This window comes from Bacillus multifaciens (assembly GCF_030756675.1).
GTDB lineage: Bacteria > Bacillota > Bacilli > Bacillales > Bacillaceae_G > Bacillus_A > Bacillus_A multifaciens.
Genome location: NZ_JAVBXD010000005.1, coordinates 1 through 20,886, shown reverse-complemented (window position 1 = coordinate 20,886; position 20,886 = coordinate 1). Strand labels below are relative to the sequence as shown.

Here is a 20,886-nt window from a genome sequence, read left to right as displayed (position 1 = left end):
TTTTTGTTGGCATAATGGGGAGAAAATATGTATAATAAGATTAGCATTTAAGTTAAGGAGGAATTTTTGAATGAGTGATCGTCAAGCGGCATTAGATATGGCGTTAAAACAAATAGAAAAACAATTCGGTAAAGGCTCAATTATGAAACTAGGAGAGCAAGCGGAACGTAAGATTTCTACTGTATCAAGTGGTTCATTGGCACTTGATGTTGCCCTTGGAGTTGGTGGTTATCCACGAGGCCGTATTATTGAAATTTATGGACCTGAAAGTTCAGGTAAAACAACCGTTTCTTTACATGCGATTGCAGAGGTACAGCGTCAAGGCGGACAAGCGGCATTTATTGATGCGGAACATGCAATGGATCCTGTATATGCACAAAAACTAGGTGTTAACATTGATGAATTATTATTATCTCAACCAGATACAGGAGAACAAGGGCTTGAAATTGCTGAAGCATTAGTACGAAGCGGTGCAGTTGATATTATTGTTATTGACTCGGTAGCAGCACTTGTTCCAAAAGCAGAGATTGAAGGAGAAATGGGTGACTCTCACGTCGGTTTACAAGCACGTTTAATGTCACAAGCTCTTCGTAAATTATCTGGTGCGATTAACAAGTCAAAAACAATCGCCATTTTCATTAACCAAATTCGTGAAAAAGTTGGGGTAATGTTTGGAAATCAACAAATGGTTGCTTAATCGTTTTAGATTAAGGAGTTTACTATGGGTTTCCCTTGCTAGTGATAGCATGTTCAAAAAACCTTGTGAACCTTATTGCCTAAGGGTGTAGCGATATAGCTGCTAACGGTGAAGCCCTCCAAATAATAGGGTAATACCGTGCCAAGCTTCAGAATGATATGAAGAAGGTGTAGAGACTACCGAAAAGGACTTTTAAAGTTAACTGAGTAGGGTACGGCAGAAGATGGGCTCCTGCTGGAAGTGCAAGGCTCTCTGTAAAGAGATGAAGAGATAGTCCGCGCTATAGAGATGGAAAATCTATAGAATTATGCCAGAAACAACTCCAGGTGGACGTGCATTGAAATTCTATTCAACAGTGCGTCTTGAAGTACGTCGTGCTGAGCAGTTAAAGCAAGGTAACGATATTGTTGGTAATAAAACAAAAGTGAAAGTAGTAAAAAATAAAGTAGCGCCTCCTTTCCGCGTTGCAGAGGTTGATATTATGTACGGAGAAGGGATCTCAAGAGAAGGCGAAATTTTAGATATGTCTTCTGAACTTGATATCGTTCAAAAGAGCGGAGCTTGGTATTCTTATAATGAGGAACGTTTAGGCCAAGGTCGTGAAAATGCGAAGCAATTCTTAAAAGAAAATCCAGAAATTACAGATGAAATAGCATTCTTTATTCGTGAGCATCATGGTATTGGAGAAGAGGGTGCAGCTGGAAACGGAGAAGATAAGACTCTTCTTGATGATTAAAAGACACGGTTTCGTGTCTTTTATTTTTTTATGTGTGCCCGGCATGGGTGTATTCTCTAGGGTGAAAGTCCCGAGCCACGAAGGCAGTAGTAGGGGTTAGCTTAAGACAAGGGTGTTCATGGTGACGTGAAATCTGAAGGAAGTCAGCGGCAAAATTCCGCCCCAAGGAACACGAACTTCATAGAAGGCTAGGTATCACTGAGTGAGTCTGCATAACAAGACAAAACTCTTACTGCCAAAGGTGATGCAGAGTAAATGGAGTGGGGACATGGAATGAAAGAATACATTCTTACCCGGGGAGGTCTGATGAATAAGCTAAGTACACTTAGTAACCCATTCAGTGATGAGTGGCTGAATCATCAGAAGTCAGCAGAAGCCATAGTACTTGAACACTCGAGAATTCAAGGAAGGGCTGAACGAATTAGGAAGAATAAGAACTAGGCTATCACTACATATGATGAAGCAGACAATCCGAAGATAGGACTTACTTGGAGGAGGAAGTGGTGAATACACGGGGGACTTCAAGAGGGCTGAGTATGTAAGGGTATAAATAGAACTCTTTATTCACGTAGAAAGGAACGTAAGTATGTTGATGAATTGGATATTAGAACGAGACAACTTAATACAAGCGCTCAAGCGAGTAGAAAGAAACAAGGGAAGCCATGGTGTAGACAAAATGATGGTCCAAAACCTGCGACCGTATGTGAAAGACCACTGGCAACAGGTAAGAGAATCCCTTGTGACAGGAACCTACGAACCGGAACCAGTACGTCGAGTCGAAATCCCGAAACCAGACGGCGGTATTCGGTTATTAGGTATTCCAACCGTTCGAGACCGATTCATTCAACAAGCAATTGCCCAAGTGCTCACTCGCATGTATGACCCTAACTTTTCGGATAGTAGCTACGGTTTCCGTCCGAATAGACAGGGACATCAAGCAGTGCGAAAAGCGAAAGAATATATACAAGAAGGGTATACATGGGTGGTTGATATAGACTTAGAGAAATTCTTTGACAAGGTAAACCACGACAAGATGATGGATTTACTAGAACGAAGAATAAAGGATGGAGTATTACTCAAGCTCATTCGTAAATTTCTTCAATCAGGCATTATGATTGGTGGAATGTATCAGCGAAGTACGGAAGGCACCCCGCAAGGCGGCCCACTAAGCCCGCTTCTATCCAACATCATGTTGGATGAGCTAGACAAGGAATTGGAAGGAAGAAATCTACGCTTTGTGAGGTACGCAGACGATTGTAATATATTTGCTCGCTCACGCAAAGCGGCGAAACGTATCATGGAAGGAATCACAAAGTTTATTGAAGGGAAATTAAAACTCAAAGTAAGCAAAGAGAAATCCATGTACGACCGTCCTTGGAATCGAAAGTTCTTGGGTTTTACCTTTACAAGGAGCAAGAAGAATCCGAGAATTCGTCTAGCGAAACAAACGATGAAACGTGTAAAAGCGAAAATTAGAGAGTTAACGTCACGGAAGTGGAGTATCTCTATGGAAGATAGGGTGAAGAAACTGAACCAATACCTAATTGGTTGGCTCGGATACTTTGCGCTAGCTGATACAAAGAGCATCTTTGAACAACTAGACCAGTGGATACAAAGGCGACTCCGTCAATGTATTTGGAAGATGTGGAAAAGACCTAAAACACGGATAAAGAATCTAAGGAAATTAGGTGTTGAAGCAGGAAAGGCATATGAATGGGGAAACTCTCGAAAGGGTTATTGGAGAGTAAGTAAAAGTCCGATTTTACACAGAAGCCTTAGCAACTTTTATTGGAGTTGCCAAGGTCTGAGAAGTCTGTATTTACGTTATGAACAACTACGTCAAACTTAATTTGAACCGCCGTATACGGAACCGTACGTACGGTGGTGTGAGAGGTCGGAGGTTAATCGCCTCCTCCTACTCGATTTTTCTCTGGTCTATAATAGTCAATTTCAAAATCGTACTAAAAACATAGAAAGTAAGTGGACAATAACCTGGTGGCATCTGGCCAATTGGTTTCACTATATAAATCCATTTTAATATTTCTACATAAAAGTCGCTGCTATACCAAATACAATATGACCGCTACTGGCTTTCTCCCTTTGTTTGAAACCTCGCATGTGGCACAATGGGCCTGACCGCCTCTAGCATGGCCAGATGCTCTCATTTCCCTTTAAAAAGAAAAGGGCTTACATGTCGTTTTTTCAAATTGTATTTATATAATAATCAGAGGAAGATAAAAAAATCTCACGAATGGTAGTTTCACTTTAAGGTAGGTAAAGAAAGTAAAGGTAGACAATGCTTGACAATGAAAATAGCGGTAGATACAATGATAATGTATATTTTTTCTTATATTATATACGACACACTCTTCTCAAGAAGAGAAGTAACATTCGGAGAGGACGTATACTTTCCGAAATAAGCATATGTCTAGTTTAATTGTGAATTGAAGAAAGTCCCTTGAAAAGGCGGGACGAAGGTCATCGCTGTACGTTGCAGATGCAAACAATGTACATCCATGCAGTCTTTTTTCATTCATAGCAAGAGGAGGTGAAATTATGAGTAATGAAGTTTGGATACTCATCTCCATTTTGCTGGCCATCGTCAGTGCAGTTGTTGGGTTTTTTGTTCGAAAGTCCATTGCAGAAGCGAAGATTAACGGTGCGACTAATGAAGCGAAGCGCATTGTAGAAGATGCAAATCGTCAAGCAGAAGCACTGAAAAAAGAAGCGCTATTAGAAGCAAAGGATGAAATTCATACACTTCGTACAGAAGCGGAATTAGAAATTCGTGACCGAAGAAGCGAGTTGCAAAAACAAGAAAATCGTTTAATGCAAAAAGAAGAGAACCTTGATCGAAAAGATGAATCGCTTGAGAAAAGTCAGCAATTATTAGAAAAGAAAGAGGAATCTCTTGTAGCAAGACAACAGCAGATTGAAGATTTGGAAAGCAAAGTGGGAGAGTTAGTACAAAAACAGCAAGATGAATTAGAGCGTATTTCTAACCTAACACGTGATCAAGCAAGAGCTATTATCTTAGAAAAAGTTGAAAATGAAATTTCGCATGAAATCGCTGTTATGGTAAAAGAAACTGAGGTACGTGCAAAGGAAGAAGCGGATAAGAAAGCGAAAGAGATCTTATCTTTAGCTATGCAAAGATGTGCTGCTGATCACGTTGCCGAAACAACGGTTTCAGTTGTAAATCTTCCAAATGACGAGATGAAGGGTCGTATTATCGGACGTGAAGGCCGTAATATTCGTACGTTAGAAACATTAACGGGTATTGATTTAATTATTGATGATACGCCAGAAGCGGTAATATTATCAGGTTTTGACCCGATTCGTCGTGAAACTGCTCGTATTGCTTTGGATAAACTTGTACAAGACGGACGTATTCACCCAGCGCGTATCGAAGAAATGGTTGAAAAATCAAGACGTGAAGTGGATGAGTATATTCGTGAAGTTGGAGAACAAACGACTTTTGAAGTTGGGGTACACGGATTACACCCAGACTTAATTAAGATTTTAGGTCGTTTGAAATTTAGAACAAGCTACGGTCAAAACGTCCTAAAACACTCTATGGAAGTTGCTTACTTAGCTGGGCTAATGGCAGCAGAACTTGGCGAGGACGAAAAACTGGCTCGTCGTGCTGGTTTATTGCATGATATCGGAAAGGCAATTGACCATGAAGTTGAAGGTAGCCACGTTGAAATTGGCGTCGAGCTTGCGACAAAATATAAAGAGCATCCAGTTGTTATCAATAGTATTGCATCTCATCATGGGGATACAGAACCGACTTCTATTATCGCAGTTCTTGTGGCTGCGGCAGATGCACTGTCAGCAGCAAGACCTGGAGCGCGAAGTGAGACGCTTGAAAATTATATTCGTCGTCTTGAAAAGCTTGAAGAGATTTCTGAGTCTTATGAAGGTGTTGAGAAATCATATGCAATCCAAGCTGGACGTGAAGTTCGTATCTTAGTGAAACCAGATACAATTGATGACTTAGAGGCTCATCGTTTAGCACGTGATATTCGAAAACGTATTGAAAATGAACTGGATTATCCGGGACATATTAAAGTTACCGTTATTCGGGAAACTCGTGCAGTTGAATATGCAAAATAAAGTGGTGGTGTTGCACCACTTTATTTTTTTGTGTCGAGAATGGACACAATATAGAAAAGCTTGTAGAATCGGAAATGATTCTTTTATAAGTGAAGATTGTAGTTTATGAGAATAAACTGCGAAGAATGTATAGATGGAAAGGGTAAGAATAATGAGAATTTTATTTGTTGGGGATGTAGTAGGCTCGCCAGGAAGAAAGATGATTCAAGATTACGTGCCTGCGTTAAAGAAAAAATATACACCTACAGTTACGATTATTAATGGAGAGAATGCTGCAGGTGGACGTGGCATTACAGAGAAAATTTATCGTAATTTTTTAGAGTGCGGTGCACAAGCAGTTACACTAGGAAATCATGCTTGGGATAACCGTGAAATTTTTGAATTTATTGATGATGCAAAGTATCTTGCAAGACCAGCAAATTTCCCAGAAGGAACGCCAGGAAAAGGACTTATTTTTGTGAATTGTAATGGTGTAGAGGTAGCGGTAATTAATTTACAAGGCCGTACATTCCTACCGCCAATTGATTGTCCATTCCGAAAAGTGGACGAATTGATTAAAATCGCAAAAAAACGTACGAACATTATTTTTATTGATTTTCATGCGGAAACGACGAGTGAAAAGCAAGCGCTTGGATGGTATGTAGATGGACGTGCTACAGCAGTTGTTGGTACGCACACACACGTTCCAACAGCGGATAATCGTATTTTACCAGATGGAACAGCTTATATTACGGATGTTGGGATGACAGGTCCATATGATGGAATTTTAGGAATGGATCGCGAAGCTGTGCTGAAGAAATTTTTAACAAACCTCCCAGTACGATTTGAAGTAACGAGTGGAAGAACGCAGTTAAGTGCCGTGCTAATTGATGTAGATCCTAATACAGGAAAAGCGAAAAAAATTGATCGTATTTTAATTAATGATGATCAACCATTTTTTGAATAAAACGCATAAAAGTTAGAAAAGAAAATATATTTTAATTTTTTAGAAAAATTACGAATTTTTAGCAGGAATATGAATCATTGCTCGTGAATATATGTAAAAAGTGAACTCAATCGCTAATATTTTTTAAAGAAACGAGGAGGAAACGAGCAATGGAAATATTAAAAGTTAAAGCAACTTCGGTACCTAACTCTGTAGCTGGTGCACTTGCTGGAGTCATTCGTGAGCGCGGTTCAGCAGAAATGCAAGCAATTGGTGCAGGTGCATTGAATCAAGCTGTAAAGGCAGTAGCAATTGCGAGAGGGTTTGTGGCGCCGAGTGGTGTGGATTTGATATGTATCCCAGCTTTCACAGATATTATGATTGATGGTGAAGAACGTACAGCGATTAAATTAATTGTAGAACCTCGTTAAATTGGATGACCTGTTTGCAAATGCAAACAGGTCATTTTTATCCCTCTATTTGTGGACAGTCAGCCCTCAACTTAAGGGGCAGGGAGGAGGATGAAGTGCATTGAAGATTTTTGATGCGCACTGTGATGTATTGTGGCAGTTATGGATGGGGAAAGGAAAACGAACTTTTCAAAATGATTCTTCTTTACATATTACATATGATCAGTTAAGACAAAATGGTGGTAGTATTCAATGTTTTGCAATTTATGTACCAGAAGAAGTTCCGTATGAACAGCGATTTACAGTTGCATTAGAGATGGCAAATATCTTTCATGAACAAATTTTGGCACTGCCAAATATAAAGTGGATTAGGACAAAAGAAGATATTCAACAATTGGGAACGAATGATATAGGAGCGCTTTTAACTTTAGAAGGATGCGATGCAATTGGAAAAGAATTAACGAAGCTAAAAACGTTATATTATCTTGGCGTTCGTTCTGTTGGACTTACTTGGAACTATGCGAACTTAGTTGCGGATGGAGCATTAGAGTCTCGAGGTGGCGGCTTAACACTGTTTGGTGAAAAAGTAGTAGAAGACTTAAATTGTTACAAGCTATGGACAGATGTTTCTCATCTGTCGGAGAAAGGGTTTTGGGATGTAATGGAGCTTTCCAATTATCCAATTGCATCGCATTCAAATAGTTATGAGTTATGTCCGCATCCAAGAAATTTAAAGAATGAACAAATTAGAGCGTTAATTCAAAAAGATGGAATGATTGGGATAACATTCGTCCCAATGTTTTTAGCTGCAAACAAGTCTGTTTGTACAGATGAAATATTAAGGCATGTAGAGCATGTATGTATGCTTGGTGGTGAGAAGAATGTTGGATTCGGATCAGATTTTGATGGAATCACGGAAACAGTCGTACATGTGGAACGGTATGAACATTATGAATATGTCATAAATGAACTATTAAAGCGATATAAAGAAGAGCAAGTAAATAATTTCATATATCGTAATTTTATACACCATATTCCGTTTTAGAACATTGCTATAAAATTGTTTATTGAAAAGTTAGAAAATTTGAAAAAATAAGCAATGAAATTGTATCAAATTGTTGCATTTTTACGGTTGTAGGGCTAGAATTGTAAACGAATTAAGATTATGCGAAACATTCATTGAAATTTAGAAGACGTATAATTTGTGTTCATTGTAGTTTCTTGTTTTAAAAAGTGCTAAACTAGTACTGTAAAAAAATACACTACAATGTATGCAGTTAAAGGGGTGTAGGAAATGATTAGTCAACTTTCATGGAAAGTTGGAGGCCAACAAGGTGAAGGAATTGAAAGTACAGGAGAAATCTTCTGTATTGCATTAAACCGACTAGGTTATTATTTATATGGTTATCGCCATTTTTCATCACGAATTAAAGGTGGTCATACAAACAATAAAATTCGCGTAAGTACAACAGAGGTACGCGCGATATCAGATGATTTAGATATTTTAATTGCATTTGATCAAGAAACGATTGATTTTAACTTCCACGAATTACGTCCTGGTGGAATTGTTGTTGCTGATGCAAAATTCAATCCAAGCATTCCTGAAGGTACAGATGTAACTTTATATGCAATTCCATTTACGGATATTGCTTCTGAGTTAGGTACATCTTTAATGAAAAACATGGTTGCGGTTGGAGCGTCTAGTGCGGTATTAGGGCTAGATGAAAAAGTGTATTTAGAAGTTGTAGATGAAATTTTCGGTCGTAAAGGAGAGCAAGTTGTTCAGAAGAACATGGAAGCAATTCAGCGAGGCTCTCAATATATGAAAGAATTGCTCGGCGAAAAAGTAAATATGATGCAACTTGAAAAAGCAGATGGGAAAAAACGTATGTTTATGATTGGAAACGATGCAATCGCATTTGGTGCAGTAGCTGGCGGTGCGCGTTTTATGTCTGCTTATCCAATTACACCTGCTTCTGAGATTATGGAATACTTAATTAAGAAGCTTCCAAAAGTTGGAGGAACGGTTATTCAAACTGAGGATGAAATCGCAGCTTGTACGATGGCAATTGGTGCAAACTATGCTGGTGTACGTACATTAACAGCTTCAGCTGGTCCTGGTTTATCTCTCATGATGGAAGCGATTGGACTAGCTGGGATTACAGAAACACCTCTTGTAATCATTGATACACAGCGTGGTGGACCAAGTACGGGATTACCAACAAAACAAGAACAATCTGATTTAATGGCAATGATTTACGGAACGCATGGTGAGATTCCGAAAATTGTTATGGCACCAAGTACTGCTGAAGAGGCATTCTATGATATTGTCGAAGCATTTAACTTAGCTGAAGAATATCAAGTTCCTGTTATCTTTTTAACAGATTTACAACTTTCTTTAGGTAAACAAACAGTAGAACCGCTTCAATTAGAAAAAGTTGAAATTCGTCGTGGTAAACTGGATTTACATGCTGAGTTACCAGAGCGTGAAAATAAAGCATACTTCAAACGTTATGAAGTAACAGAAGATGGTATTTCCCCGCGTGTTGTACCTGGTATGAAAAATGGTATTCACCATGTAACAGGCGTAGAGCACGATGAAACAGGTAAACCATCCGAGTCAGCACTGAACCGCAGTGCACAAATGGACAAACGTTTCCGTAAAATGGAGAATATCAAGTTTAATACCCCTGTATACCAAAATGCCAAATATGATGACGCTGATGTATTATTAGTAGGCTTTAACTCAACTCGTGGTGCAATTGAAGAAGCAATGGAGCGTTTAGAGCAAGAAGGGTTAAAAGTAAATCATGCTCATGTTCGTCTAATTCATCCATTCCCAACAGCTGAAATGCTGCCGCTTGTGAAAGATGCAAAACGTGTTGTCGTTGTAGAAAACAATGCAACTGGACAGCTTGCTAATATTATGAAGATGAATCTTGGCTATGGTGAGAAAATTTCTAGTCTGCTGAAATATGACGGAAACCCGTTCTTGCCAAAAGAAATTTACAACGAATGCAAAAAAGGGGTTGTTTTAAATGGCAACATTTAAGGACTTTCGTAATAGTGTAAAACCAAACTGGTGTCCAGGTTGCGGTGACTTCTCAGTACAAGCAGCAATTCAGCGTGCTGCTGCAAATGTAGGTTTAAATCCTGATGAATTAGCGGTTATTTCTGGTATCGGTTGCTCTGGTCGTATCTCTGGTTACATTAACTCTTACGGCGTTCATAGTATTCACGGACGTGCCCTTCCAATTGCACAAGGTGTAAAAATGGCAAATCGTGATTTAACAGTTATCGCATCAGGTGGTGACGGTGACGGTTTTGCAATCGGTATGGGACATACGATTCATTCTATTCGTCGTAATATTGATATTACGTATATTGTTATGGATAACCAAATTTACGGTTTAACGAAAGGGCAAACTTCACCACGTAGTGAAGCGGGCTTTAAAACGAAAAGTACGCCGCAAGGATCAATTGAGCCAGCGCTATCTGTAATGGAAATGGCATTAACTGCTGGAGCAACGTTCGTAGCACAAAGTTTCTCTAGTGATTTAAAAGAATTAACACAGCTAATTGAAGCTGGTATTCAACATAAAGGTTTCTCTCTCATCAACGTATATAGCCCATGTGTAACGTATAACAAGGTAAACACGTACGATTGGTTTAAAGAGAATTTAACAAGACTTAGCGAAGTAGAAGGATATGATCCATCTAATCGAATGCTTGCAATGCAAACATTAATGGAAAACAAAGGTTTAGTAACAGGTTTAATTTATCAAAATAAAGAACAACCTTCTTACCAAGAGCTTGTAAAAGGTTATAGTGAAAAACCATTAGTTCATGCTGATCTGCAAATGGACCAAAAAATGTTTGATGAGCTTGTAGCAGAATTCATGTAATAGATGAAAGGCTATCGAAAATTCGGTAGCCTTTTCTGATACAAAATTATGATTAAGTCCTTACATAATAAGATGTATTTTGTTTACTATGAAAATTCAGAATGATAAAATAATAAATAAGAGTCATATTATATGAGCTTCTCGTATCCCCTTTAGTATCAAGTGAAATCGTTCATGAATCCAAGCCATCTCTATTGTTTAATTTGACTGAACGCTTTATACTATAATAATGTGTATAGGAATGAAGCGATATGCTTTTTTATAAAAACAACTTAAACAACAACTAAAAGTTAAAACTTTGTATATGTAAGGTTGAAAGGAGATTATTCATGAACGAAGAGCAACGATTAGCAGGTCAACAAGCAACTTCAACTACTAAAAAAGCAGAAAAAGATTACAGTAAATATTTTGAAAGTGTATATCAGCCACCTTCTTTAAAAGATGCGAAAAAACGTGGAAAAGAAGAAGTTAAAATTGAACGTGACTTTGGCTTACCAGAAGAGTTTCGTAATTTTGGTGCTGGAAGAAAGTTTTATATCCGTACTTATGGATGTCAAATGAATGAGCATGATACAGAAGTAATGGCTGGCATCTTTACGACTCTTGGATATGAGCCAACATTCTCTACAGAAGATGCAGATGTGATTCTACTAAATACATGTGCAATTCGTGAAAATGCTGAAAATAAAGTATTCGGGGAACTTGGTCATTTAAAATCTTTAAAACAAAGAAATCCTGATCTTTTAATTGGTGTATGTGGTTGTATGTCACAAGAGGAATCTGTCGTAAACAGAATTATGCAAAAACATCAGCATGTAGATATGGTATTTGGTACACATAATATCCACCGCCTTCCATACATTTTAAAAGATGCTATGTTTGCGAAAGCGACAGTTGTTGAAGTATGGTCAAAAGAAGGAGATGTCATTGAGAATCTTCCAAAAGTACGCCGCGGGGATATTAAAGCGTGGGTAAACATAATGTACGGATGTGACAAATTCTGCACGTATTGCATCGTACCGTATACACGTGGTAAAGAGCGTAGCCGCCATCCTGAAGACATTATTAAAGAAGTACGTCATTTAGCAGCAAATGGTTATAAAGAAATTACGCTACTTGGTCAAAACGTAAACGCATACGGAAAAGACTTCGAAGATATGAAATATGGTTTAGGAGATCTGATGGATGAACTTCGTAAGATTGACGTAGCACGTATTCGTTTTACAACAAGCCATCCGCGCGACTTTGATGATCATTTAATTGAGGTACTTGGAAAAGGCGGCAATTTAGTTGAACATATTCACTTACCGGTGCAATCTGGAAGTACGGATATGTTGAAAATTATGGCACGTAAATACTCACGTGAACATTATTTAGAACTTGTACGTAAAATTAAAGAAGCGATTCCTAATGCAGTACTAACGACAGATATTATCGTCGGTTTCCCAAATGAAACAGATGAACAATTTGAAGAAACGATGTCGTTATATCGTGAAGTAGGCTTTGATAGTGCATATACATTTATTTATTCACCACGTGAAGGTACACCAGCTGCAAAAATGCAGGATAATGTACCGATGGAAGTGAAAAAAGAACGTTTGCAACGTTTAAATGCATTAGTAAATGAATTTTCTGCGAAGAAGAATAAAACGTATGAAGGGCAAATTGTTGAAGTGCTTGTTGATGGAGAAAGTAAAAATAATCCTGATGTACTTGCAGGTTATACACGTGCCAATAAACTTGTAAACTTCGTAGCTCCAAAATCTGTAATCGGTCAGCTTGTAAAAGTGAAAGTAACAAAAGCAAAAACTTGGTCTCTAAACGGGGAATTGGTTGAGGAGCCGATCGAGGTGAAATAATAGATGAAAATCTTTACAAAAGATGAAATTGTAGAGCAAGCGAAAGAATTAGCAAAAATGATTTCTGAAACAGAAGAAGTGGATTTCTTTAAACGTGCAGAAGCGCAAATTCATAAAAATGAAAATGTAAAACGTACGATTGATGAAATTAAAGTTTTGCAAAAACAAGCAGTAAATTTACAACATTATGGGAAATGGGAAGCATTAAAAAAGGTAGAATCGGAAATTGATGCGCTGCAAGATAAACTGGATGAAATTCCGGTTGTACAAGAGTTTAAATCTTCTCAGACATATGTAAATGATTTATTGCAGCTTGTCACAAGTACGATTTCAAACACAGTCACAGATGAAATCATTATTTCAACTGGCGGCAACGTGTTAAAAGGAGAGACAGGTGCTGAAGTAGCAAATAAGAAAGGCACTTGCTAAAAAAAGATGTCGAGTTCGACATCTTTTTTTGTTTCGTGTCAGTTTCAATCATTGTGTTCAACTTTTGAAAATCAGCAGTTTCCTATTACATAATGAACGGTATATAATAGCTTTTCAAAAAGAATAACACATTCCGCATTTATCCCGCATATAATGAATGGAATATACATTGAGGAGGGTTTCGTATGTCCGAATTTAGAGAGATAATTACGAAAGCAGTTGTGGGAAAAGGGCGTAAGTATATGAAAACAACTCACACTGTTGCACCAAATCACACACCAACAAGTATTCTAGGGTGCTGGGTTATTAACCATGCATACGAGGCAAAAAGGAATGGAAAGTATGTAGAAATCGAAGGATACTATGACATTAACACATGGTACTCACACGATGAAAACACGAAAACTGAAGTTGTAACAGAGAGAGTGCATTACACTGATGATGTGAAAGTTGGTTACCGTGATACAAATTTTTCTGGGGAAGATATTGAAATTATTGCACGTGTTGTTCAACATCCAAATTGTTTAGAAGCTGTGATTTCACCGAACGGAAATAAAATGGTTGTTACAGTAGAACGTGAATTTGTCACAGAGGTAGTTGGAGAAACAAAAATTTGTGTAAGTGTAAATCCAGATGGATGTCAAGAAGATGATCAACAATTTGAAGTGGATGATGATGAGTTTGATGAACTTGATCCTAACTTTATTGTAGAAGCTGAAGAAGAGTAAGATGAAGCTAGGAAGAGCCTCTTCCTAGCTTTTTGTATATGTTTCAGATGATGGATCAAAATCATTCGTGTATAATTATGTTATAATATATTTTTAAAGTGAAAAAGAGAGATGTATGGAGGAGCAAAATGGCACAGTACACGCCGATGATGCAGCAATATTTAAAGATCAAGGCAGATTATCAAGATGCCTTTTTATTTTTTCGATTAGGTGATTTTTATGAAATGTTTTTTGAGGATGCTGTAAAAGCAGCACATGAACTTGAAATTACATTGACGAGTCGTGATGGGGGCGGAAGCGAACGGATTCCGATGTGTGGTGTACCATATCACGCTGCAAAAAACTACATTGAACAATTGATTGAAAAAGGATATAAAGTAGCGATTTGTGAACAAGTTGAAGATCCAAAAACAGCAAAAGGTGTGGTACGCCGTGAAGTTGTTCAATTAATTACACCAGGGACGATGATGGAAGGTCGTACGATAGATGAAAAGGAAAATAACTTCCTTGCAGCACTAGTGCATTTTGAAGATGGTTCCTATGCATTAGCTTGCAATGACTTAACAACAGGTCAAAATACAGTAATGTTATTAACGGGAACACTTGAAGATGTATTGCTAGAAGTATACGCAACGGGCGCGAAAGAAATTGTTGTATCTTCCACGTTCTCTAAGGAAGAATTGGATAAGCTGTTAGCAACATTAAAAATGACAGTTTCATATGAGGAAGAAACAAAAATTCCAGAGAGTCTTATGTATCTCGTTCAAAATGTGACACAAACAAAATTACTTGCAGCAGTTGGACGTTTATTTCACTATGTCTTACGAACACAAAAACGTTCCCTAGATCACCTGCAGCCTGTTGAAATTTATTATACGAATCAATTTATGAAGATCGATGTCCATTCTAAACGGAATCTAGAACTAACAGAAACCATTCGCACAAAAGAAAAAACAGGTTCATTATTATGGCTTTTAGATAAAACGAAAACAGCGATGGGTGGACGTATGCTAAAACAGTGGATGGAACGTCCGCTCATTCAAAAAGAAAAAATTGAAGAACGTTTAGAAATGGTTGAAACGTTTGTAAATGATTATTTCTTCCGTGAAGATTTGAAAGAAAAACTTAAAGAAGTATACGACTTAGAGCGATTAGCAGGAAAAGTTTCATATGGTAATGTTAATGCGCGCGATTTACTGCAATTAAAGCGTTCCTTACTGCAAGTACCAGCCATTCTAGAAGCGGTTAGTCTGTTAGATAATGCGTATGCTGCAACGCTAATTCAAGGCGCTGATCCATGTGAAAGCTTAACAGCGTTACTAGAGAAAAGTATTCAAGAAAATCCGCCGCTTTCGATAAAAGATGGTGACATTATTAAAGATGGTTACAGTGAGAAATTAGATCAATATCGTTATGTAAGCAAAAATGGGAAAACGTGGATTGCAGAGCTGGAAAAACGTGAGCGTGATATAACGGGAATTAAATCATTAAAGATTGGTTATAATCGTATTTTTGGCTACTATATCGAAGTCACAAAAGCAAATCTATCTGCACTTCAAGAAGGACGTTATGAGCGGAAACAAACACTTGCGAATGCAGAACGCTTTATTACAGATGAGTTAAAAGAAAAAGAGACATTAATTTTAGAAGCAGAAGAAAAAATCGTTCAGTTAGAATATGATTTATTCACAGCTCTACGCGAAGAAGTGAAAGTATTTATTCCGAAATTGCAGCAATTAGCAAAGATTATTAGTGAACTAGATGTTCTTCAAAGTTTTGCAACTGTAAGTGAAGAAGAACAATTTGTAAAACCAACATTAACGAATAAACGAGAAATTTTTATTAAAGATGGCCGTCATCCGGTCGTTGAAAAAGTATTAAACGGCAAATTGTATGTACCAAACGACTGTATCATGCCTGAAAATATGGACGTCTTTTTGATTACTGGTCCAAATATGTCCGGTAAAAGTACGTATATGCGTCAATTAGCACTGATTACCGTTATGTCGCAAATCGGTTGTTTTGTACCAGCGGCAGAGGCTGTACTTCCTGTGTTTGACCAAATCTTTACGAGAATTGGGGCAGCAGATGATTTAATATCAGGCCAAAGTACGTTTATGGTTGAGATGTTAGAAGCGAAAAATGCAATTGCGAATGCATCGGAAAGAAGTTTAATTTTATTTGATGAAATTGGCCGTGGTACATCTACGTATGACGGTATGGCATTAGCGCAAGCAATTATCGAGCATATTCATGATCAAATTGGTGCAAAAACGTTATTCTCAACACATTATCATGAATTAACAGTTCTAGAAGAAAGTTTAGATCACTTAAAAAATGTACATGTTTCCGCAATTGAAGAAAACGGAAAAGTTGTCTTCTTGCATAAAATTCAAGAAGGGGCAGCTGATAAGAGTTATGGTATTCACGTTGCTCAGCTTGCAGAGCTTCCAGATAGCTTAATTGCTCGTGCGAAAGAAGTATTAGCACAGCTTGAAGGCCAAGAGGAAATTATTATTCCGAAACGAACGGAAGTCAAAGTTTTAGAAGAAATCGTGCAAGAACCTGTGGTTGTAAAAGAAGAAGTATTGCCGCAAGAAGAAGTGGAAGAAGAATCACAGCTATCCTTTTTTGCAGCGGAACAACCAGTGAAAAAAGAAGACAAGCCTGTACTTGATTTAAAAGAAACAGCAGTATTAACGCAAATTAAAAAAATGGACTTACTTGATATGACACCGTTAGAAGCGTTAAATGAACTGTACCGTTTACAGAAAAAGTTGAAGAAAGGATGAGTAAGTAGATGGGGAAAATTCGCAAACTCGATGATCAGCTTTCTAACTTAATTGCGGCAGGGGAAGTAGTAGAACGTCCTGCTTCGGTTGTAAAAGAACTTGTCGAAAATTCCATCGATGCGAATAGTACATCTATTGAAATCCACTTAGAAGAAGCTGGATTATCGAAAATTCGCATTATCGATAATGGAGATGGCATTGCTGAAGAAGATTGTATCGTCGCTTTTGAGAGACATGCGACAAGTAAAATTAAAGATGAAAATGATTTGTTTCGTATTCGAACGCTCGGTTTTCGCGGCGAAGCATTACCGAGTATCGCATCTGTCAGTGAATTAGAGTTAATCACAAGTACAGGGGATGTACCAGGAACAAACCTTGTCATTAAAGGCGGGGAAATTTTAAAGCAAGAAAAAACAGCGAGCCGTAAAGGGACAGATATTACGGTTAAAAACCTGTTTTTTAATACACCAGCACGCTTAAAATATATGAAAACAGTTCATACAGAGCTTGGGAATATTACCGACATTGTGTATCGCATTGCACTGTCGCACCCAGAAGTCTCTTTACGTTTGTTTCATAATGAGAAGAAACTACTTCATACATCAGGAAATGGTGATGTAAGACAAGTTCTTGCGGCGATTTACGGCATTCAAGTTGCGAAGAAATTAATTCCAATTGAAGCAGAATCGTTAGACTTTACGATTCGTGGGTATGTGACGTTGCCAGAAGTAACGCGTGCATCCCGTAACTATATGTCAACGATTGTAAATGGTCGTTACGTTCGGAATTATGTCTTAATGAAGGCAGTGCAACAAGGTTATCATACGCTATTGCCTGTTGGCCGCTACCCAATTGGTTTCTTATCAATTGAAATGGATCCAATGCTAGTCGATGTGAACGTTCATCCAGCAAAACTAGAGGTTCGCTTCAGTAAAGAACAGGAACTATTGCAGCTTATTGAACAAGCATTACAAGCTGCATTTAAAAAGATTCAACTTATTCCTGATGCTGGCCCTGCACCGAAGAAAAAAGAAAAGGATGAAAGCGTCCAAGAGCAGTTTCAGTTTGAGCACGCCAAACCGAAAGAGCTGCCAACTATCGTACTACCAAGTGGAATGGATGAACAAGAAGAAAAACCGAAGTCATCACCACCGCTTTGGAATCCACCAAAACAAGAATGGCAGCCGCCAGAGTCTCTTGTAAAAGAAGAAAATAATTGGCAACCATCTAAGCCGATTGTAGAAGAAACGCTTTCGCAAGAGAATGGTTGGGAAGACCATGAAGAAGATTTTGAATTGGAAGAACTTGAAGCAGTGCAAGAAATCGAAATGAACGGAAACGATTTACCGCCGTTGTATCCAATTGGGCAAATGCATGGAACATATATTTTCGCCCAAAATGATAAAGGACTATATATGATTGACCAGCATGCAGCTCAGGAGCGCATTAACTATGAATATTTCCGTGATAAAGTAGGACAAGTAACGCCAGAGGTACAAGAATTACTCGTTCCGTACCGAATTGATTTATCGCTAAATGAATTTTTGCGCGTTGAAGAGCAACTAGAAGAACTGAAAAAAGTAGGAATCTTCCTAGAACAATTCGGCCATCAATCATTCATTGTCCGCTCACATCCAACATGGTTCCCAAAAGGACAAGAGATGGAAATTATCGATGAAATGATGCAGCAAGTATTGAAACTGAAAAAAGTTGATATTAAAAAACTGCGTGAAGAAGCAGCTATTATGATGAGCTGCAAAGCATCGATTAAAGCGAATCAATATTTAACGAACGATCAAATCTTCGCCTTATTAGAAGAACTGCGAACAACAACGAATCCGTATACTTGTCCGCACGGGAGACCGATACTTGTGCATCATTCGACTTATGAACTGGAGAAGATGTTTAAGCGGGTGATGTGAAAAATTTGTCCAAAGGGAAAAAAGTTCGCTACTGGGAAAAAAGTCCGCTACTGAAAGTAAAAAAGTTCGCTACTGGATAACGGGAATTGTTTGTATTGTTGAAAAGTTAGTGTAAAAAATAACAGTATTATGAAATTAATAAAATTTTGTGTTATTATACTAGAAAAATAATGATGTGAGAGAAGTATATTAATGGAAGAAAAAGCATGGCATTAGGATGCCATGCTTTTGTATATACATAGTAATATATTGGTTTTGGAAAAGAAATTTGATTCTTTACTAAGTAAAAGATTCTATAATAAGTGGGGGATTAAATGGGGTGTACAATGAAAAACAACATTAAATTGTGGCTTTGAAATAAAGTCGTACTGTTTATAAAAAAGATGTATCGTTTTATTCCTTTTCGATTGAAGAATTCTAAGTAAGTTTTAATCAAACTTTTTTATAAAAAATAATTCCTCCACAAAATTATCCCCATCCATTTTGATCAATCTTTTTTTCACAGTGGGTGGTTTTTTTCTATTGTAAAATCAACATTTGTAGCATGATTTTAATTGAAGTTTATTCCAAACCAACAACATTCCCATCAACTTAAGAATTCATATTTACACCAAAACAAAAAATGTACTAAACTCTCGCTATTAATCATTATATAAAATATTTATGATACTATATAAACTAGGATTAACAACACACTGGAGGATTGCACATGAAAAAAGTAAAGAAGCTCCTAAGCAATCCATTTATTAAATATCCATTAGCTATAATTTCAGCTATAGCTATATTAAAAACAGGCTATGATTTAGGTGTCTTTATAATGAATATAAAATATATTTAAAAATTGAGTCTATTGATGCATGCTTTTGAAGGAGGGTCATACATGAGCGACGTAATTAGTGATATTTTGGGAGGAATTATCATGTCCATCCCTTCCAAGAATGAAAAAACAATTCGTAAAAATCTTGAGTTACTGAGAAAAGAAGAATGGTTTAAAGAAACGGAACAAAGATATGGCAGGTTGATGATATTTAATTCTTCAATTAGAGTGTTTTTAGGGAAAGATAATCTTGAGACAATCTTAAAAGATGTTGAAGAAAATAATAAATTTCAGAATAGGTTAGAGGAGCTCTTAAAACAAGAAAAGGTATAATTTGAATAAGGAGTAGCGCCACATGCCTATCAACTTAAGTGTTGGTTTGTAATAAAGTCACGATGTTTTGAAAAAAGTTTTATTACGGATTTATAAAATAGTTGTTTCTAAAGATGGTGTGAATTGGAATTTCACTCCATCTTTTCTATTTAATCTTATATAATGATATTTATTATATAAGATTAAATAGGAGGAATAAATGATATGTTAGATAAATTAAAAAATCATTTTAAAGATGTAAATTTAGTATGTTCACAATGTGGTAAAACAATTGAACATGGTGAACGATTTACAGTTTCTTTAGTATTACCTGAAAAAAAAATATGCCTGTTGGACAATTAGATAAAGTATTAGCTAAGAGAGCAAACGAAATTTTATGTAGTAAATGTAGATAATACTGAAACAGGGGCGAATCTTCACTATTCGCTTGCTAAAATTATCAAGCTTTTTTATTAAAACACAATATGTATGAACAAATAAAGAAGCCATTTTAATTAATCTTTTTTCAAAATGGCTTCTATTTGTTTACTGTAAAATGAGGATTTGAGCACACTTTTTAATCAAACTTTAATTTAAAGCTACATAAATCGCATCCTGCCGTATCCCCATAAAGGGGTTACCATACATATCGATCAACTTAAGATTTTATTGCTGTCAGTTAGTTTGTTTTTTAGATTGATGGAGATATGGTAAAATCCCTGAAATAATATCTCAATCACCTTGACGATTCTATTTAATTCCATTAATGTTTATATATTAATAATATGATAATAATAAGGAGGATTCGATGAAAAAATATTTTTTATATTTACTAACTATTACACTTATATTTGGGTTACTGCCTAATATTTTTTCTCCTGTAGCACATGCAGGTGAAACGGATAATAATGTTTGGAAGTTGAAAGATACGCTTTTTGAAGGAAGAGCGGGTGCTGGGGTAGCCGAAGTGAATGGGAAGCTTTATGTGATTGGTGGAGCTTCGGGTTCAACGGTATCTAATGTAGTACAAGAATACGATCCAAAAACTAATAAATGGTCAAATAAAGCAAATATGCCAACAGCGCGTACTGATTTAGGTGTAGCGGTAGTGGACAATAAAATTTATGCTATTGGTGGTTACCGTGGAAATGCATTTACATATGGAGGGGCTACCAATACTGTAGAGGTATACGATCCTACAACGGACTCTTGGTCAACTACAACGTCTATGCCTG

At 37.1% G+C, this 20,886-nt stretch carries 16 protein-coding genes and 2 pseudogenes; all 18 read left to right on the top strand.

What is annotated here, in order from left to right; translation table 11 throughout:
• Nucleotides 1–70: 70 nt before the first annotated feature.
• Nucleotides 71–685 (top strand): annotated as a pseudogene (recA, locus tag Q9306_RS05115) (recombinase RecA); the annotation flags it as partial.
• Between the two features lie 322 nt (nt 686–1,007).
• Nucleotides 1,008–1,433: pseudogene (locus Q9306_RS05110) on the top strand (recombinase RecA family protein); the annotation flags it as partial.
• A gap of 586 nt (nt 1,434–2,019) precedes the next feature.
• On the top strand, nt 2,020–3,282 hold the full coding sequence (gene ltrA, locus Q9306_RS05105; protein ID WP_306195985.1) for a group II intron reverse transcriptase/maturase: 1,263 nt from the start codon (nt 2,020–2,022) through the stop codon (nt 3,280–3,282).
• Between the two features lie 707 nt (nt 3,283–3,989).
• Complete coding sequence (rny, locus tag Q9306_RS05100; protein WP_035428922.1) at nt 3,990–5,552, top strand: ribonuclease Y; 1,563 nt, start codon at nt 3,990–3,992, stop codon at nt 5,550–5,552.
• A gap of 151 nt (nt 5,553–5,703) precedes the next feature.
• Nucleotides 5,704–6,498 (top strand): TIGR00282 family metallophosphoesterase, encoded by a 795-nt coding sequence (locus Q9306_RS05095; protein ID WP_098917281.1) that lies wholly within the window; start codon nt 5,704–5,706, stop codon nt 6,496–6,498.
• 149 nt (nt 6,499–6,647) lie between these two features.
• The gene (gene spoVS, locus Q9306_RS05090; protein WP_020059065.1) at nt 6,648–6,908 is read left to right on the top strand and encodes a stage V sporulation protein SpoVS; all 261 of its coding nucleotides are present in this window, start codon (nt 6,648–6,650) and stop codon (nt 6,906–6,908) included.
• Nucleotides 6,909–7,008: 100 nt separating this feature from the next.
• The gene (locus tag Q9306_RS05085) at nt 7,009–7,932 is read left to right on the top strand and encodes a dipeptidase (protein ID WP_306195980.1); all 924 of its coding nucleotides are present in this window, start codon (nt 7,009–7,011) and stop codon (nt 7,930–7,932) included.
• A 249-nt stretch (nt 7,933–8,181) separates the two neighbouring features.
• The gene (locus tag Q9306_RS05080) at nt 8,182–9,939 is read left to right on the top strand and encodes a 2-oxoacid:acceptor oxidoreductase subunit alpha (protein WP_306195978.1); all 1,758 of its coding nucleotides are present in this window, start codon (nt 8,182–8,184) and stop codon (nt 9,937–9,939) included.
• Complete coding sequence (locus Q9306_RS05075) at nt 9,926–10,792, top strand: 2-oxoacid:ferredoxin oxidoreductase subunit beta (RefSeq protein ID WP_020059062.1); 867 nt, start codon at nt 9,926–9,928, stop codon at nt 10,790–10,792. The genes Q9306_RS05080 and Q9306_RS05075 overlap by 14 nt, the downstream gene beginning before the upstream one ends.
• Nucleotides 10,793–11,121: 329 nt before the next feature.
• On the top strand, nt 11,122–12,651 hold the full coding sequence (gene miaB, locus Q9306_RS05070; RefSeq protein WP_090912857.1) for a tRNA (N6-isopentenyl adenosine(37)-C2)-methylthiotransferase MiaB: 1,530 nt from the start codon (nt 11,122–11,124) through the stop codon (nt 12,649–12,651).
• Between the two features lie 3 nt (nt 12,652–12,654).
• Nucleotides 12,655–13,080, top strand: coding sequence for a YlbF/YmcA family competence regulator (locus Q9306_RS05065; protein WP_306195974.1), 426 nt, complete (start codon nt 12,655–12,657; stop codon nt 13,078–13,080).
• A 185-nt stretch (nt 13,081–13,265) separates the two neighbouring features.
• Nucleotides 13,266–13,808: an outer spore coat protein CotE gene (gene cotE / locus Q9306_RS05060; protein ID WP_306195972.1), complete on the top strand. Its 543-nt coding sequence runs from the start codon at nt 13,266–13,268 to the stop codon at nt 13,806–13,808.
• A gap of 128 nt (nt 13,809–13,936) precedes the next feature.
• Nucleotides 13,937–16,600 carry a DNA mismatch repair protein MutS gene (gene mutS / locus Q9306_RS05055; protein WP_306195970.1) on the top strand — a complete coding sequence of 888 codons (2,664 nt, stop codon included), beginning with the start codon at nt 13,937–13,939 and terminating at the stop codon, nt 16,598–16,600.
• An 8-nt stretch (nt 16,601–16,608) separates the two neighbouring features.
• A complete protein-coding gene (gene mutL, locus Q9306_RS05050) occupies nt 16,609–18,522 on the top strand; it encodes a DNA mismatch repair endonuclease MutL (RefSeq protein ID WP_306195968.1) in 1,914 nt (637 codons plus the stop codon).
• Between the two features lie 709 nt (nt 18,523–19,231).
• Nucleotides 19,232–19,360, top strand: coding sequence for a hypothetical protein (locus Q9306_RS05045; RefSeq protein ID WP_306195966.1), 129 nt, complete (start codon nt 19,232–19,234; stop codon nt 19,358–19,360).
• A gap of 42 nt (nt 19,361–19,402) precedes the next feature.
• Nucleotides 19,403–19,672: a hypothetical protein gene (locus tag Q9306_RS05040; RefSeq protein WP_306195965.1), complete on the top strand. Its 270-nt coding sequence runs from the start codon at nt 19,403–19,405 to the stop codon at nt 19,670–19,672.
• 204 nt (nt 19,673–19,876) lie between these two features.
• Complete coding sequence (locus tag Q9306_RS05035; RefSeq protein ID WP_371932320.1) at nt 19,877–20,014, top strand: hypothetical protein; 138 nt, start codon at nt 19,877–19,879, stop codon at nt 20,012–20,014.
• A gap of 445 nt (nt 20,015–20,459) precedes the next feature.
• Nucleotides 20,460–20,886, top strand: a 427-nt coding sequence (locus Q9306_RS05030; RefSeq protein ID WP_306195963.1) for a Kelch repeat-containing protein, incomplete at its 3' end; no start/stop codon positions are given.

What these genes read in the sequence shown, in the direction of transcription:
- ltrA (WP_306195985.1), top strand. Translation starts at nt 2,020, where the DNA reads ATGTTGATGAATTGGATATTAGAACGAGACAACTTAATACAAGCGCTC.
- rny (WP_035428922.1), top strand. Translation starts at nt 3,990, where the DNA reads ATGAGTAATGAAGTTTGGATACTCATCTCCATTTTGCTGGCCATCGTC.
- Q9306_RS05095 (WP_098917281.1), top strand. Translation starts at nt 5,704, where the DNA reads ATGAGAATTTTATTTGTTGGGGATGTAGTAGGCTCGCCAGGAAGAAAG.
- spoVS (WP_020059065.1), top strand. Translation starts at nt 6,648, where the DNA reads ATGGAAATATTAAAAGTTAAAGCAACTTCGGTACCTAACTCTGTAGCT.
- Q9306_RS05080 (WP_306195978.1), top strand. Translation starts at nt 8,182, where the DNA reads ATGATTAGTCAACTTTCATGGAAAGTTGGAGGCCAACAAGGTGAAGGA.
- Q9306_RS05075 (WP_020059062.1), top strand. Translation starts at nt 9,926, where the DNA reads ATGGCAACATTTAAGGACTTTCGTAATAGTGTAAAACCAAACTGGTGT.
- miaB (WP_090912857.1), top strand. Translation starts at nt 11,122, where the DNA reads ATGAACGAAGAGCAACGATTAGCAGGTCAACAAGCAACTTCAACTACT.
- Q9306_RS05065 (WP_306195974.1), top strand. Translation starts at nt 12,655, where the DNA reads ATGAAAATCTTTACAAAAGATGAAATTGTAGAGCAAGCGAAAGAATTA.
- cotE (WP_306195972.1), top strand. Translation starts at nt 13,266, where the DNA reads ATGTCCGAATTTAGAGAGATAATTACGAAAGCAGTTGTGGGAAAAGGG.
- mutS (WP_306195970.1), top strand. Translation starts at nt 13,937, where the DNA reads ATGGCACAGTACACGCCGATGATGCAGCAATATTTAAAGATCAAGGCA.
- mutL (WP_306195968.1), top strand. Translation starts at nt 16,609, where the DNA reads ATGGGGAAAATTCGCAAACTCGATGATCAGCTTTCTAACTTAATTGCG.
- Q9306_RS05045 (WP_306195966.1), top strand. Translation starts at nt 19,232, where the DNA reads ATGAAAAAAGTAAAGAAGCTCCTAAGCAATCCATTTATTAAATATCCA.
- Q9306_RS05040 (WP_306195965.1), top strand. Translation starts at nt 19,403, where the DNA reads ATGAGCGACGTAATTAGTGATATTTTGGGAGGAATTATCATGTCCATC.
- Q9306_RS05035 (WP_371932320.1), top strand. Translation starts at nt 19,877, where the DNA reads ATGTTAGATAAATTAAAAAATCATTTTAAAGATGTAAATTTAGTATGT.